This is a genomic window from Gottfriedia acidiceleris, assembly GCF_002128425.1.
GTDB classification, from domain to species: domain Bacteria; phylum Bacillota; class Bacilli; order Bacillales; family Bacillaceae_G; genus Gottfriedia; species Gottfriedia acidiceleris.
In genome coordinates, this window is record NZ_NESS01000006.1 from 286,780 (window position 1) to 301,367 (window position 14,588).

General features: G+C 32.9%; 13 protein-coding genes and 2 pseudogenes. 13 read left to right on the forward strand and 2 right to left on the reverse strand.

What is annotated here, in order from left to right; all coding sequences use genetic code 11:
• The first annotated feature begins 40 nt into the window (after positions 1-40).
• The 7 genes and pseudogenes from B6K90_RS13770 to B6K90_RS13800 all read left to right on the forward strand — a co-directional run bounded on the left by B6K90_RS13770 (position 41) and on the right by B6K90_RS13800 (position 6,795).
• Positions 41-1,111 (forward strand): glycosyltransferase family 2 protein, encoded by a 1,071-nt coding sequence (locus B6K90_RS13770; RefSeq protein ID WP_088013347.1) that lies wholly within the window; start codon positions 41-43, stop codon positions 1,109-1,111.
• A gap of 284 nt (positions 1,112-1,395) precedes the next feature.
• Positions 1,396-2,679: a nucleotide sugar dehydrogenase gene (locus tag B6K90_RS13775; protein ID WP_088013348.1), complete on the forward strand. Its 1,284-nt coding sequence runs from the start codon at positions 1,396-1,398 to the stop codon at positions 2,677-2,679.
• Positions 2,676-3,476 carry an ABC transporter permease gene (locus B6K90_RS13780; RefSeq protein WP_088013349.1) on the forward strand — a complete coding sequence of 267 codons (801 nt, stop codon included), beginning with the start codon at positions 2,676-2,678 and terminating at the stop codon, positions 3,474-3,476. The genes B6K90_RS13775 and B6K90_RS13780 overlap by 4 nt, the downstream gene beginning before the upstream one ends.
• 12 nt (positions 3,477-3,488) lie before the next feature.
• Positions 3,489-4,259, forward strand: a pseudogene (gene tagH / locus B6K90_RS13785) (teichoic acids export ABC transporter ATP-binding subunit TagH); the annotation flags it as partial.
• Between the two features lie 127 nt (positions 4,260-4,386).
• Entirely contained in the window at positions 4,387-4,902 is a 516-nt protein-coding gene (locus tag B6K90_RS13790; protein ID WP_088013352.1) for a VanZ family protein, read from the forward strand.
• Between the two features lie 578 nt (positions 4,903-5,480).
• Positions 5,481-5,999 carry an AAA family ATPase gene (locus tag B6K90_RS13795; RefSeq protein WP_088013353.1) on the forward strand — a complete coding sequence of 173 codons (519 nt, stop codon included), beginning with the start codon at positions 5,481-5,483 and terminating at the stop codon, positions 5,997-5,999.
• Between the two features lie 103 nt (positions 6,000-6,102).
• On the forward strand, positions 6,103-6,795 hold the full coding sequence (locus B6K90_RS13800) for a M24 family metallopeptidase (protein WP_088013354.1): 693 nt from the start codon (positions 6,103-6,105) through the stop codon (positions 6,793-6,795).
• Between the two features lie 85 nt (positions 6,796-6,880).
• Here the strand turns inward: B6K90_RS13800 and B6K90_RS13805 are convergent, their stop codons facing one another.
• Complete coding sequence (locus tag B6K90_RS13805) at positions 6,881-7,291, reverse strand: pyridoxamine 5'-phosphate oxidase family protein (RefSeq protein ID WP_088013356.1); 411 nt, start codon at positions 7,289-7,291, stop codon at positions 6,881-6,883.
• A gap of 247 nt (positions 7,292-7,538) precedes the next feature.
• On the opposite strand from B6K90_RS13805, the gene cax reads away from it, so the two are divergent.
• From cax to B6K90_RS13820, 3 genes are all read left to right on the forward strand, one after another.
• Complete coding sequence (cax, locus tag B6K90_RS13810) at positions 7,539-8,597, forward strand: calcium/proton exchanger (protein ID WP_088013357.1); 1,059 nt, start codon at positions 7,539-7,541, stop codon at positions 8,595-8,597.
• A 25-nt stretch (positions 8,598-8,622) separates the two neighbouring features.
• Complete coding sequence (locus tag B6K90_RS13815) at positions 8,623-9,234, forward strand: YczE/YyaS/YitT family protein (RefSeq protein ID WP_235821803.1); 612 nt, start codon at positions 8,623-8,625, stop codon at positions 9,232-9,234.
• Positions 9,235-9,321: 87 nt separating this feature from the next.
• The gene (locus B6K90_RS13820; RefSeq protein WP_088013358.1) at positions 9,322-10,125 is read left to right on the forward strand and encodes a YfkD famly protein; all 804 of its coding nucleotides are present in this window, start codon (positions 9,322-9,324) and stop codon (positions 10,123-10,125) included.
• Between the two features lie 126 nt (positions 10,126-10,251).
• Here the strand turns inward: B6K90_RS13820 and yfkAB are convergent, their stop codons facing one another.
• Positions 10,252-11,379, reverse strand: a complete 1,128-nt coding sequence (yfkAB, locus tag B6K90_RS13825) for a radical SAM/CxCxxxxC motif protein YfkAB (RefSeq protein ID WP_088013360.1) — start codon at positions 11,377-11,379, stop codon at positions 10,252-10,254.
• A gap of 197 nt (positions 11,380-11,576) precedes the next feature.
• On the opposite strand from yfkAB, the gene B6K90_RS23735 reads away from it, so the two are divergent.
• The 3 genes and pseudogenes from B6K90_RS23735 (at position 11,577) to pdaA (ending at position 14,558) form a co-directional block, all read left to right on the forward strand.
• Entirely contained in the window at positions 11,577-11,747 is a 171-nt protein-coding gene (locus B6K90_RS23735; protein WP_088013361.1) for an SE1561 family protein, read from the forward strand.
• A gap of 220 nt (positions 11,748-11,967) precedes the next feature.
• Positions 11,968-13,485 (forward strand): annotated as a pseudogene (locus tag B6K90_RS13835) (fumarate hydratase); the annotation flags it as partial.
• Positions 13,486-13,757: 272 nt separating this feature from the next.
• The gene (gene pdaA, locus B6K90_RS13840) at positions 13,758-14,558 is read left to right on the forward strand and encodes a delta-lactam-biosynthetic de-N-acetylase (RefSeq protein ID WP_088013364.1); all 801 of its coding nucleotides are present in this window, start codon (positions 13,758-13,760) and stop codon (positions 14,556-14,558) included.
• Positions 14,559-14,588: the final 30 nt, after the last annotated feature.

The following is a 14,588-nucleotide window of genomic DNA, read 5'->3' on the forward strand; positions in this document are numbered from 1 at the left end:
TATTTCTTTTTACCTTTCTATGCATAGAGAGGTTAGCTAGATGACCAATTATAAGTTAAGTGTTGTAGTCATTAACTATAACAAAGAGAAATTTATTGAGGAAAGTTTACAATCTGTCATGAATCAGTCATTAAAAGATATTGAACTGATCGTTGTCGATGATGGTTCGACTGATAAAAGTAGTGTTTTAGCAGAAGAATTCACAAAAAAGTATCAAAATGCAAAGTTTATTAAACAGGAAAATAAGGGGCCAAGTGCCGCAAGAAATACAGGTTTATTACATGCAAGTGGGGAATATATTGCTTTTTTAGATGGAGATGACATTGCTTACCCAGATTCATATGGCCAATTATATTCTTTAGCAAAAAAATATAACGCTGATACGGCAATAGGTAATATTTTATGCTTTAATAGCGAAAAAACTTGGCGTTTAGATTATATGAAAGAAGTTTTTAAAGAAAATTTACCAGAAAATAGACAGATTCTAAAGAATCCTGAGCTACACCTTACACCATCTGCTAGTAATAAATTATTTAAAAAAGAACTTCTCGAGCGCGAAGGAATTTTATTTCACGAAGAACTACGTGTTGGTGAAGATTTATTATTCACAGAGAAATCTTTGCTACAATCAAACTGTACAGTTGTTTGCAACATCGATGTCATCGGTTATCGAATTGAAGACCCTGAAAATAGTCTAATTAAATCTGGAACAATTCAATTTTTTAATCAATTAGTCGTACTTCAAAAAGAGTTGCGATCTTATTTTGAAGAAAATGGTTTTACGGAAGAATTAATTCATATTGAAAGAAGACAGCTTAAATTCTTTATTAACTCAATTAATATAAAGGCAAATAAACTACCAGATCACGAGAAGTTGAATCTTGCTTCTGTTGGTAATGAATTTATGAGAACAATTCGAAATGAATCGATTAAAGATGATCTTAGTGCGGTACCAAAGTTTATAGCAGATACATTACGATTAAAAGATCAGCGAGCTTTAAAAATCTATTTATCCTTAAAATCAAACCCTAAAATGACGAATAGTAAGTTAAGAAAAGTAGTTTATCTCCTTTCACTATTCTCTTTAAGATACAAGTTTGTTAAATCTTAGTTAATTTAATGTAAAATAGAGTCGAAATGTGAAAATTAATTGTAAGATTAATAAGATAAATAGATATTTATTGAAATATAATTTCTACTAATTTAAAATGATGATTGGTGCTTTTCTAATTTATCTGTTTTTTAATTGAAAAGGTAAGTTATGGCGATTTAAGTTTTATCCAATTATCCAAAAAGTTTACTAATAATACGTTTACTATAATCTAAATATCAGTAAACTATTAGTGAAGCGAAAGAGTAGAAATTATTAAAATTTCTGAAAGAGGTTATAGTAAAATGAAAATTTGCACAATTGGACTAGGGTATATAGGATTACCAACTTCTGCTATGTTTGCGAAGTATGGAGCAACTGTTGTAGGTGTAGACGTACAAAAAAGTGTTGTAGATAAATTAAATTCTGGAGAAATTCATATAGAAGAGCCTGGATTAGGCGAAATGGTTAAAGAAGTAGTAGAAAAAGGATTTTTCAGAGCGTCTTTAACTCCTGAAGAGGCTGACGCATTTATTGTTGCGGTACCAACTCCAAATAATGATGATGAGAATAAATCATGTGATTTATCATATGTATTAGACGCGGTTCATAAAGTAATTCCTTATTTAAAAAAAGGGAATGTTTTAATCGTTGAATCAACAATCGCACCTAGAAGTATGGATGACTTTGTAAAACCACTAGTAGAACAAGCTGGATTTACTGTAGGGGAAGATATTTATCTTGTTCACTGCCCTGAACGTGTATTACCAGGCCAAATTTTACACGAATTAATTCATAATAACCGTATTGTAGGCGGTATTACAGCTGCATGTAGTGAAGCAGGCGCAAAAGTGTATCGTACATTTGTAGAAGGCGAAATTATTCAAACAGATGCAAAAACTGCTGAAATGTCTAAACTAATGGAAAATACATTCCGTGATGTAAATATTGCTTTAGCAAATGAACTGACAAAAATTTGTAACTCATTAGAAATCAATGTATTAGATGTTATTCAAATGGCAAACAAACATCCACGTGTAAACATTCATTCACCAGGTCCAGGTGTTGGAGGTCACTGTCTTGCTGTTGACCCATACTTTATTGTAGCGAAAGCTCCTGAATTAGCTGGTATGATCAAATTATCTCGTGATACGAATGTTTCTATGCCTAAATATGTTGTAGACTCAGTAAAAGAACTAGTTTCAGGTATAGATAATCCTAAAATTGCAGCATTTGGTGTGACATACAAAGGCAATGTAGATGATATGAGAGAAAGTCCTGCAATGGAAATTATTGAGTTATTGAATGAAGAGGGACTAAATGTCACAATTCATGATCCACATGTATCTTCTGAGAAAATTAATGTTTTATCTGCTGAAGAAGCTGTGGAAGATGCAAGCTTAATTCTTGTATTAACAGATCATAATGAATTTAAAACAATGGACTACAATAAACTTGCTAAACAAATGAAGCAAGCTGTCCTATTTGATACACGTAATTGTGTACCAACTTCAAGTGATTCTGATATGAAATTTGTTAATTACGGAACTTTATATAAAGAAATAAAAAAGAATGTGGTTGATTTATGAGTAGTATAAAAACAGTTTTACAAGAACATGCTAAAAACTTATCATTAATTTTTCGTCTTTCATCTTATGAGACGCGTAAAGAATATGCAGATAGCCAACTTGGCGTAATTTGGGTATTTTTAAATCCACTTTTTCAAATAGCTGTTTACTGGGTGACTTTCGGTACTGGAATAAGGGGAGGAGCTCCAGTTAATGGAATTCCGTTTCTTCTTTGGATGCTTTGTGGATTAATTCCGTGGTTCTTTATTAGTGCAGCAATCATGCAAGGTTCAAGTTCGATTTTTAACCGAATCGGAACAGTTTCAAAGATGAATTTTCCTTTAAGTATCATTCCATCTTATGTCGTTTTATCTAGGTTCAATACACATCTATTCATGATGGTCGTATTAATAATTGGTGTTATTTTTAATCAAGGTATCGATCAGATGAATATATTTGCTTTGATCTATTTTATGATTACCGGCCTAATATTTAATATAGCACTTGCATTACTAACATCTACTTTATCTACAATGGTTAGAGATGTTCATTTATTAATTCAATCATTTACTAGAATGCTTTTATATTTAACACCTATTCTGTGGGAACCAAAAGGATCAAATATTTTAACTCAATTAATGAAACTTAATCCGTTTTATTATATTGTAGAGGGATATCGTGGCGCATTATTATATGGTCATTCAGATATTATTTTCTCTAGTTATACTTTTTACTTTTGGGGTGTATTGCTAGTCTTTTTCATTATCGGCTCAATTTTTCATGTTAAATTCAGGAAGCAGTTTGTTGATTTCCTATAGAAGGTGAAATGTATGACAAAAAAAGTTGTTTTTAAAAATGTTACTAAAAAATTTAAAATTTATAATAAACCGACTGACAAACTGAAGGATTTATTCTTTGGTGGTAAAGGCGGAGAATATTTTCATGCGCTAAAAAACATTTCCTTTGAAATTGAACAAGGTGAAATTGTAGGGATCATTGGTTTAAATGGTTCAGGTAAAAGTACAATGTCTAATTTAATTGCTGGTGTAACAATGCCAAATGATGGCGAAGTTGAAGTAAATGGAGTTGCTTCACTAATTGCGATTCAAGCTGGATTAGATAACCGATTAACTGGTTTGGAAAATATTCGACTTAAAGGTTTGATGATGGGTCTTACAATTAAGCAAATTGAAAAAATCACGCCTGATATTATTGAATTTGCAGAGATTGGAAAATTTATTAATCAACCAGTTAAATCATATTCAAGTGGTATGAGATCTAGGCTCGGATTTGCCATTTCTGTAAATATCGACCCAGATATCATGGTAATCGATGAAGCATTATCTGTTGGTGATCCTACCTTTACAAAGCGTTGTTTAGATAAAATGAATGATTTTAAAGAACAAGGTAAAACAATCTTCTTTATTAGTCACTCATTAGGTCAAGTTAGAAACTTCTGCACAAAAGGCTTATGGATTCATTATGGAAAATTAGTTGAGTATGATGAAATAAATAAGGTATGCGATAACTATCAAAACTTCCTAACTGAATATAATAAATTAACACCTGCAGAACGTGCAAAAGACCGTGAAGAGAATATGCATGTAAGCCAATAACGTAAATAGACACTTTATGAATTAGATTTTCTTCATAATAGTGTCTATTTTAATAGAATTTTATAGAAATAAAGGTATAGAAAATAAGTCAATTGTGTTGGAAAGGAATATCATGGAATCCAAAAGTAGAATTCGAATTTTTATTGGTTATTGGATACCAGTTATCCTTATAGCCGGCATTATATTTTATTCATCAGCAACACCATATGAAAAACAAGATATAAGGCCTGAGATCAGTCATTTAACATTTTTATATAATCTAATGAAGCATTTTACATTTGTCGACTTTAGCTATGCTGGTCATGTAGTAAGCATAAAAGAGCTTGGAGTAGCTGGATTTACAGAGTTCTTTATTCGTAAATTATCCCATTTTTCAATCTATCTTTTACTTGCTTATTTTGCTACAAGATTAGCAAAGCTTTACGTGAAGAATTCCTTTTTCGTAGGAGTAATTTTTTCGATACTTTATGCAGCTTCGGATGAATTTCACCAATCCTTTACTGCAAATCGAACTCCGTTAGTACATGACGTAGTAATTGATTCAATAGGAGCTCTAATAGGGGCATGTTTATTTTTATTAATAAATAAGAAGCTTAAAGCGAAAGTTCAAAAAGCCATTCGAGTTTAATCGAATGGCTTCTTATGTATGAGACGAAGGCATCGTTTTATTTCCTGATCTGTTCGTAAAGAAATAAGTTTTCTTTGCCAAAATCCACATTATTTCATTTCCGAAACGAGATTCTTATAATATTGAACTAGCTTTATTTATACAACTGAGGTTATTAAACGTAAATGCCAGATTACTTAAACAAGGAAGTGCTATTTTTTTAGATAAAACGCTTCGATAAGGGAAAATTTAGACTGGATTTGAATAATTATATTTCATCAGGGGCTTGGTTTGACAAATCATTGGTATTGGCATAATTGTAATTGCATATTTTCATACAAAAGAACGTCATGAGTAAGCAAGAAATAGAGGAAGTACATACTTTTCAGTTGAACTATTTTTATTTATACCATGGTATAAATAAAGGATTAATATTCTTTTTAGGATCATTTTTAATTTTAATACCCATTTTTTCTTTGTGAAATCAAACTCTAAAATAACTAAACATAAAAAGCACATCGTAAAGCAGGAGATGTGCTTTTTTTGTCGAATGAAATTGAGATTCGTTAAATGAGCGTAGTATGAAAGGTGTGTATTACATGTTTTTTCTTCAAATGGCAGGCTTTCCAGGTTCAGGAAAGTCAACATTATCAAGATTGATATCGAAAAAGACAGGTGCGGTTGTTATAGATCATGATATTGTAAAATCGCCATTACTAGAATCATTAGGACCTAATGTTGATCCAAAGGAAGTAGGAAAAATATCATATGACATCGAATGGTCTTTAATCGATTTTCATCTTTCTTTAGGACAAAATGTTATTTTGGATAGCCCTTGTTTATATACAGAATTGGTAGAAAAGGGAACCTTACTAACAAAAAAACATAATGCTAAATACAAATTTGTTGAATGCTATCTCAATAATTTTAATGAAATTAATTATAGATTAAAAAAGCGGGAGCGAATGATAAGCCAAATACATGAGGTACAAAATGAAGAAGCATTTCATGAATGGGTTAACAATACAAAAAGACCTACAAATGATTATCTTATTGTGGAAACAGCAAATCCAATAGACAGTTATTTCGATAAAGTAATGAAATACCTAATAAATTGATTGTGCTTTTGAAAAGTTTAAAGAGGTAAAATTTTTTAAAAATAGAAATTAACATAATGTAGTAATAGAATTAAAAATTATTATTATGCGAGGTGGAGGTAAGATGAATCAATTTCTAGAAAAAAGACACTCAGCCTTACGAGAAGCAGAAAGGAAGGCTGAAGAACTATTTAGAGCGGTTGAAGAAAATGGTATATTACGTGATGGTGTAACAGAAAAACAAATAAATAAAGAAATTTATGAATTGGCATTTCAAATGTTCGGAATTAAAAAATATTGGCATAAACGCATTGTGCGAGCTGGAAAGAACACTCTATTTCCTTATAGAGAAAATCCACCAGATTTAACCGTAAAGAAAAGAGATATTATTTTTCTTGACTTTGGTCCGATTTTTGAAGATTGGGAAGCAGATTTCGGCAGGACATACGTTCTTGGAGAAGACCCAGTCAAATTAAAGCTTCGTAATGATATTGAACAGGCTTGGGAAGAGGGAAAAGCTTTCTTTCAATCAAGGCCAAATATCACAGGTAGTGAACTCTTCGCATATGTTTGTGATCTTGCAAAAAAATATGGATGGGAATATGGTGGTCCACACGCAGGTCATCTAATAGGTGAGTTCCCCCACGAACGAATTCAAGGAGAAGAAGTTGAGAACTATATTCATCAAGATAATAAAGTTCCTATGAGAGAACCTGATAAAAACGGTCAACCACGAGATTGGATTCTAGAGATACACTTTATAGATCGAGAGCTTGCGATAGGTGGTTTCTTTGAACAGTTATTAACAGTCAAATAAAAGTAGATCAAATAAAAATAATGACAAGTTTCTTTTTCAACAACAAAAAATCTTATCTAAATTCAATTAGATAAGATTTCTTTTTTTAAAGCTTTATAAAAGTAGGTTCTGTTCCTGCTTTTTCTACATACCCGATTTTAACTGGATTCATTTGAATGAGTACATAGTTAGGATCCTCGGGACCTTCAAGCCATCTAGACAATTCCTCTGTCCAAACTTTCTCTTCAGGACTAGCATTTTCAATTATTTCAGCACTTGCAAACATTTCAACAAAGTTATCATCTAATCGATCACCATCATGGCCAAGTAGTATATGTACGTTTGGATTCTTTTTTATATCTTCTACTTTTTGTGAATTCTTATTTGTAGCGATATAAGGTGTTAGGCCTTTAAAGAAAAATACCATGTAACAACTATGCGGAAAGTCTTCACGAATGGTTGTAAATATACCTAATTGTTTCGCTTTAAGTACTTTCAAAATATTTTGTTGAATCATTTTATTAACTCCCTCCTAGTTCAGAAGATGGGGAGGTAGAAATAGATTATACCAACCAAATCTCCAACTTAAGTAATTCTAGTTCTCGAGGTCATAATCCTTTGAACCATATAGGTAGAAACTAAACTTTTATAGATGATTTAGCCATCAACATTTTAAGTGTTTGTTAATTGTTTTACATTTAAACCTATTTTTTTAAGTCTTTTGCATATGATACTTAATAAGGATATTTATTTAGGAGGTTATTATGGCTCATCGTTTATTTTTTATTGTTACATTTATTGGTGTACCATTATCGGTAATTGGGAGCTTGATGCATTGGAGCGAGATTCTATTATTTATCATTTACTGTATAACGATTATTGCATTAGCTGGCATTATGGGAAGAGCTACTGAAAGTTTAGCGATTGCAGCTGGCCCGCGAATTGGAGGACTTTTAAATGCAACATTCGGGAATGCGGTAGAGTTAATTATTGCGATTATTGCATTACAAAACGGTTTAGTAGAAGTAGTTTTAGCATCATTGACAGGTTCTGTAATAGGTAACTTACTTCTTGTAGGTGGATTATCCTTTTTTGTAGGTGGACTAAAATTTAAGCGTCAAAGCTTCAATGTTTATGATGCTAGACATAATTCAGGGTTACTGATCTTTGCAGTAGTACTAGCCTTTGTCATTCCAGAAATGTTTTCTGTTAAAATGACTGCAAATGATAAGATGACACTTAGTGTGGGCGTTTCGATTGTTTTAATGGTTTTATATTTAGCAGCACTTTACTTCAAGTTAGTTACACATCGTGGGGTTTACGTAGCTAAAAATCAAGAGATCGTAGAAGAACACGAAGAAGCAGAGTGGGGAACATGGAAAGCAATGATCATTTTAGCAATCGCTACTGTAGCGGTTGGATATGTTTCAGAGAAGCTAGTCCACACGTTTACGACAGTTGGAGATAAGTTTGGATGGACTGAATTATTTATTGGTATAATCGTTGTTGCAATCGTTGGTAACGCAGCTGAACATGCATCTGCTATTGTTATGGCATATAAAAATAAAGTAGGCGTTGCGGTAGAAATAGCTGTCGGTTCTTCATTACAAATCGCTATGTTTGTAGCACCAGTTTTAGTGATTTGCTCATTATTTCTAGGTCATCGCATGCCTTTAATATTTTCAATCCCTGAATTAGTTGCGATGGTCACTTCAGTATTCTTAACAATTGCCATTATGAATGATGGAGATACAAACTGGTTTGAAGGGTTAACTTTATTAGCTGCTTATTTCATTATGGGGATCGGGTTCTATCTATTATAAAAACAAAAATTGAAGGTGGTAATACTTGAAAATAATAATAAGAATTCTATTTTATTTAATTGGATTACTATTTTTAACTTTAGGAATTAGTTTAGCTATTAAAGCTAACCTAGGAGCTAGTGCATGGGATGCATTAGCTGTTGGAGAGTCGAAAACCTTTGGCTTATCTGTTGGAAATTGGATTATCATTAACTCATCAGTACTATTGTTTGTAAATGCATTTTTACAAAAAAAAAGACCGGATTGGCTTGCTACAATTACGTTTATTTTAATAGGACGGTTTCTTGATTTTTGGCTAACTGTGGAGTCTGAGCATTTATTTGATTCTAATATGGTCACTAGATATATCCAATTAGTACTAGCCATTTTGAGTATGACAATTGGAATTGCGATTTATTTGCAAGCAAAGTTTCCTTTAAGTCCAATAGATGATTTAATGATCTCCCTAAATAAGCGGTTCGGAGTAAGCTTAGGAGTGGCGAAAACGATTGGTGAAGTGTTCGCTTTAGTATTAGCATTTCTACTAAAAGGTCCAATTGGAATCGGAACCGTCTTAATTACATTTAGTATTGGACCTATTTTGCAAAAGTTAAGAGGTCCAATAGAGAAATTATATATTAAGCTGACTTCATCGTAAAATTTTTCATTTTAAGGAATACATATATTTACATAAAATGTTCATGCTAAGAGTAATAATTTCCTTATTTGTGAAAGGGGCATGAATATGTCTAAATGGTTTAAGCCATTCGTTCTTTTTAATATAGCAATTTTATTTATTTCTTTAAATAATGGACAAACAACTTTTGCAGCTAATTCAGAAATTAAAGTCCCACGTTCGGCTGCAAATGTGACAAAAGAAAATACTTATCCTAATCCAACTCAGGACCTTCCAGAACTTCAACCAGGGGGATTAGCTAAGCAGTTATTAAATTCATCAAATGTAAAAATTGAGAATCCAAATCTAATTCGTATGTTTAATGAATCCTCTGTCAGTAAAGCACCATTTGCAGTAGGCTATAATGCGAAAATTTTCTTAGGAGTTTGGCCTTTAAATTACGAATCAAATGAGACAACAATCAATTGGCAATATAAAAAAATTAATACGAACTTTCTAGATAATAGAGGAGAAAAAGCGTACAAACGAATAAAATACTACCAAAATTCACAACAGATTGTTAAAGGTGGTTTAACTGCTAAAGTAAGGAATTCGGATGACGTGATTAATTTAATGATGCATGATGCATCAGAAAAAACAACTCTCCCACTAGCATTCCAAACAGTCGTTGGAGCAGGAACTAAAAATGAAAGAGTATATAATGTACCACCAAAGCAACTCGGCTATTTATATGCTTATGCTCCTGCAGTTAATGAAAAAGGAAAAGTCACATTTGGAGAAGTGTACTTAATCTTAAAAGGTAATAAAAGAACTCTACAAGTTAAGAATGTAGTATCACAAGGTGTAGGTGCATGGATTCCTGTTCAGGATTATGTTTCGTTTGGTTACTTTACTTCGCCGCACCCTAGATAATAGAGAAATCCACAAGGTAAATTATTTTCCTTGTGGTTTTTTTTGTTTGAACCATGCTTTGAACAAACTAGAGTTCAGTACACAAAAAAACATGCCACAAATATGACATGTTCCTTTTCCCGGAATTTAAATTCCTTTTAAAATCTTAGTACTTCTATTCGAAAAATCAGTTTCAGGATAATAGCTGTTTTTTACAAGAATATTAGGTCCTAAGCATTTAACTGCTGGACAATGACAGCTTAGTTCATTTGCTGTTTTTGATAATGTCCAAGTGTCATATGCTTCTTGTAATGTATGAGTTTGAATATTTCCAAGATGAGGTACATCACCAAAGTCAGTAACGATGATGCTTCCATCAAATACATTTACATTTAAGCGAGAACGACCATCAGGGTCATTTCGTAATGTTACGTTTTTACTATTATATAATCTCTGTATGATATCTAAATCGTTTTGATCATCGCTACATGGATAAAATGGCAGAGTACCAAAGAGCATCCAAATATTTTCATCACGCACACTAAGTAAAGTAGAAATTGCTTCGCGTAGCTCTGATTTTGTCAACACTTCTAGTGTACTAGCGAAATCACTGGCATACATCGGGTGTACTTCGTGTCGTTGGCATTTCATTTCTTCTACGATTTGACGATGGATTTTTTCTAAGTATGGAAGAGTACGTTTGTTAAGCATTGTTTCAGCGGATACCATAACGCCAGCATCAGCCAGGCGTCGGCTGTTTTCAATCATGTTTTCGAATAATTTTGCACGCTGCGCATAAGTCGGTTTACGATCCATCATCGCAAATCCAGCTTCTACAAATTCATCAACAGTTCCCCAGTTATGAGAGATATGTAACACATCTAAATAAGGAATTATTTTTTCGTATCTTTCAAAATCTAATGTAAGATTTGAGTTAATTTGAGTACGAACTCCACGTTCATGTGCATATTTCAATAAAGGCACAACATAACCGTTCAACATTTTATTAGAAAGCATTGGTTCCCCACCAGTGATACTAATACAACGAAGCTTTTCGATCTCTTCTAAGCGGTTTAATACTAGCTCAATTGGTAGTGGATTTGGATCTTTTGGTTGTAAAGTATATCCGACAGCACAATGTTCACAGCGCATATTACAAATCGTTGTAGTCGTAAACTCTACATTTGTAAGTATGTTTTTACCATACTCTTCAACATCTAAATATGCTTCCCAAGGATCATATGTAGGTGTTATTTGTTGTAATAATTTTTTCATTTGATTACTCCTTTAGGTACAAAACTGCACCCATAAGTATTAGATTAATTTAATTTTCCTCAACTATTATAAGAAAGAAAGTTAAGCCTTGTATAGAAATAACTTCCTAAAATATAAAAAAATGTCGAAAGTTTACGATATATAGGGGAAGAAGGTTATAATAAATATATAAATGAATTAGAAAGGACGATCATTTCATGTCAAACACAGTTGAACAATTATCTTATATTAAAGAACGTTTTAATTCAGTAATGGAAACAATTGAATCATTAGAAGCTGAAGAAGTAAGCTTAGAAGAGCTAGATCAATTATTATCAGTTTTAGATGACTTAGAAAGTAAATGTCGTGAAGTTAATCGCCCAGATTGAGTCCATTATAATGGGCTTTTTTTATTGGAAAGCGAAAAAAATGTGTACGGAATAATTGTGAGTGTCGCTCAATTAACTGTAGAAGTAGCTAAATATTTGCCCAAATCAGAAACTAATTCTGAAGGGCTTTTTTTATTCCGTTTATTAAAAATTGTATTATAATGAAAAGGGGAACATTCTGTATTTTTTATAAAGGGTTTAAGGGGGAGCATTAATGCAACACATACAAGAAAGTATTTATCAATTAATTGTAGAAACATCAACAAATCTACCAAAAGATGTACGTAAAGCAATCAGACAAGCTAAAGCAAGTGAAACTGCAGGTACAAGAAGTGCCATCGCATTGGAAACGATTACAAACAATATTATGATGGCTGAAGGCGATGTTTCACCGATTTGCCAAGATACTGGTATGCCAACTTTTAAAGTGAAAACGCCAGTTGGGGTAAACCAACTTGTGATAAAAGAAGCAATTTACGCTGCAATTGAACAAGCTACAAAAGACGGTAAGCTTCGTTCTAACTCTGTAGATTCTTTATTTGGTAAAAACAGTGGTAATAACTTAGGACCGGGTACTCCTGTTGTTAAATTTGAGCAACACGAGGGTGACTATATCGACATTCGCTTAATCTTAAAAGGTGGCGGATGTGAAAATAAAAACATCCAATACAGCTTACCATGCGAACTTGAAGGACTTGGAAAAGCAGGTCGTGATTTAGATGGTATCCGTAAATGTATTTTACACAGCGTATACCAAGCACAAGGACAAGGCTGTAGCGCAGGTTTCATCGGAGTTGGTATTGGTGGAGACCGTACTAGCGGATATGAGCTTGCTAAGGATCAATTATTCCGTTTATCTGATGATGAAAATTCAATTCCAGAGCTTAAAGCAATGGAAGATTACATTATGGAAAATGCGAACAAGCTTGGCGTAGGAACAATGGGCTTTGGTGGAGAAACAACTCTACTTGGCTGTAAAATTGGTGTGATGAACCGTCTACCTGCGAGCTTCTTCGTATCAGTAGCGTATAACTGCTGGGCATTCCGTCGTTTAGGAATGAAAATCAATCCTGAAACTGGTGAAATTTCAGAATGGCTATATCGCGAAGGCGAAGAAATTAGCTTTACAAATGAAACGGATGACACGACTGAAGCACCTCGTGAAGTGAAATTAGTCGCTCCAATTACAGAAGAACAAATTCGTGATTTAAAAGTTGGAGATGTCGTTTCAATTAGTGGCATGATGTACACAGGACGTGACGCAATCCACCATCATTTAAAAGACCACGATTGTCCAGTAGATTTAAATGGACAAATTATTTACCACTGTGGACCTGTAGTATTAAAAGATGAAGATGGCAAATATCATATTAAAGCAGCTGGTCCAACTACAAGTATTCGTGAGGAGCCATACCAAGGCGATATCATGAAAAAATTCGGCATTCGCGCTGTAATCGGTAAAGGCGGAATGGGTGCAAAAACATTAAAAGCTCTAGAAGAACATGGCGGCGTTTACTTAAATGCAATTGGTGGAGCAGCACAATACTACTCACAATGTATTAAAGAAGTAAAAGACGTAAACTACCTAGAGTTTGGTATTCCTGAAGCTATGTGGCACTTACAAGTTGAAGACTTCAAAGCAGTAGTAACAATGGATTCTCATGGTAATTCATTGCATAAAGATGTAGATAAGAGTTCACTTGAAAAATTAGCTACTATGGCTGAGAAGGTATTTTAATAATTTTAGTTTAGGGAGCAATGTCATTTTTATGACATTGCTTTTTTTGTACAAATAAGTAGTTAAATTATGAAGAAAAAATCTAATTTTAGGGTAAATTAATTAAAATTGAATGGTCCTAAGTTCCGAATCAAAAAACATCTTAATTCGAAAGCATCTCCTTTTCAACAAAAATCCTTGCTAGAAAATTTTAGTTTTCTAGCAAAAATACACCATTTCTTTTCATATTTCTAATTTATTTACAGATACTAATTTTAAGTGAGGTGAATGAATTGAAAAAAATTATTGTATATATTCTTACTTTCTTCTTAGTATTTCCTAGTACAACATTTGCTTATAGTAATACGCCACACGGCTGGGGAATTGTTCGTGCGAAGAATGAGGTTCCACCGGATGCAGGTGAGCAACTTAATAAATTATTGTCAAATACGGGGTCAGTTTATTTAGGGGATACTACCAAAAAAGATGTTTATTTAACGTTTGACAATGGCTATGAAAATGGTTTTACACCAAAGTTTTTGGATGTTTTAAAGAAACATGGTGTACATGGGACTTTTTTTATAACGGGGCATTATATTAAGGAAAATCCTGAATTAGTGAAACGAATGGTAAATGAGGGGCATATTGTCGGAAATCATTCATGGAGTCACCCTGATATGACAACCATAAGTGATCAAAAGATTGTAGAGGAATTGGAACAAGTGAAAATTGCATACCAGGAGTTAACTGGCCGAACAGATATGAAATATTTCAGACCTGCAAGGGGCGTTTTTAGTGAACGTACTTTGCAACTAGTTAATAAACAAGGGTATGAAAATATTTTCTGGTCATTGGCATATGTCGATTGGAAGGTTGATCAACAAAGAGGTTGGAAATATGCTTATGATAATGTGATGAAAATGATTCATCCTGGAGCAGTTATTTTAATGCATACTGTATCAAAGGATAATGCAGAAGCGATGGATGCAATTATTACTGGCTTACATAAACGAGGGTATCAATTTAGAAGTTTAGATGAATTAATGATGGAGAGAAGCGGATTTGATCCGAACTTTTATCTACCTAAAAAATAAAAGGCTAATGATTAAGTAGTTTTACTAGAA

Coding starts and splice junctions, on each gene's coding strand:
- B6K90_RS13770 (WP_088013347.1), top strand. CDS start 41: ATGACCAATTATAAGTTAAGTGTTGTAGTCATTAACTATAACAAAGAG.
- B6K90_RS13775 (WP_088013348.1), top strand. CDS start 1,396: ATGAAAATTTGCACAATTGGACTAGGGTATATAGGATTACCAACTTCT.
- B6K90_RS13780 (WP_088013349.1), top strand. CDS start 2,676: ATGAGTAGTATAAAAACAGTTTTACAAGAACATGCTAAAAACTTATCA.
- B6K90_RS13790 (WP_088013352.1), top strand. CDS start 4,387: ATGGAATCCAAAAGTAGAATTCGAATTTTTATTGGTTATTGGATACCA.
- B6K90_RS13795 (WP_088013353.1), top strand. CDS start 5,481: ATGTTTTTTCTTCAAATGGCAGGCTTTCCAGGTTCAGGAAAGTCAACA.
- B6K90_RS13800 (WP_088013354.1), top strand. CDS start 6,103: ATGAATCAATTTCTAGAAAAAAGACACTCAGCCTTACGAGAAGCAGAA.
- B6K90_RS13805 (WP_088013356.1), bottom strand. CDS start 7,291: ATGATTCAACAAAATATTTTGAAAGTACTTAAAGCGAAACAATTAGGT.
- cax (WP_088013357.1), top strand. CDS start 7,539: ATGGCTCATCGTTTATTTTTTATTGTTACATTTATTGGTGTACCATTA.
- B6K90_RS13820 (WP_088013358.1), top strand. CDS start 9,322: ATGTCTAAATGGTTTAAGCCATTCGTTCTTTTTAATATAGCAATTTTA.
- yfkAB (WP_088013360.1), bottom strand. CDS start 11,379: ATGAAAAAATTATTACAACAAATAACACCTACATATGATCCTTGGGAA.
- B6K90_RS23735 (WP_088013361.1), top strand. CDS start 11,577: ATGTCAAACACAGTTGAACAATTATCTTATATTAAAGAACGTTTTAAT.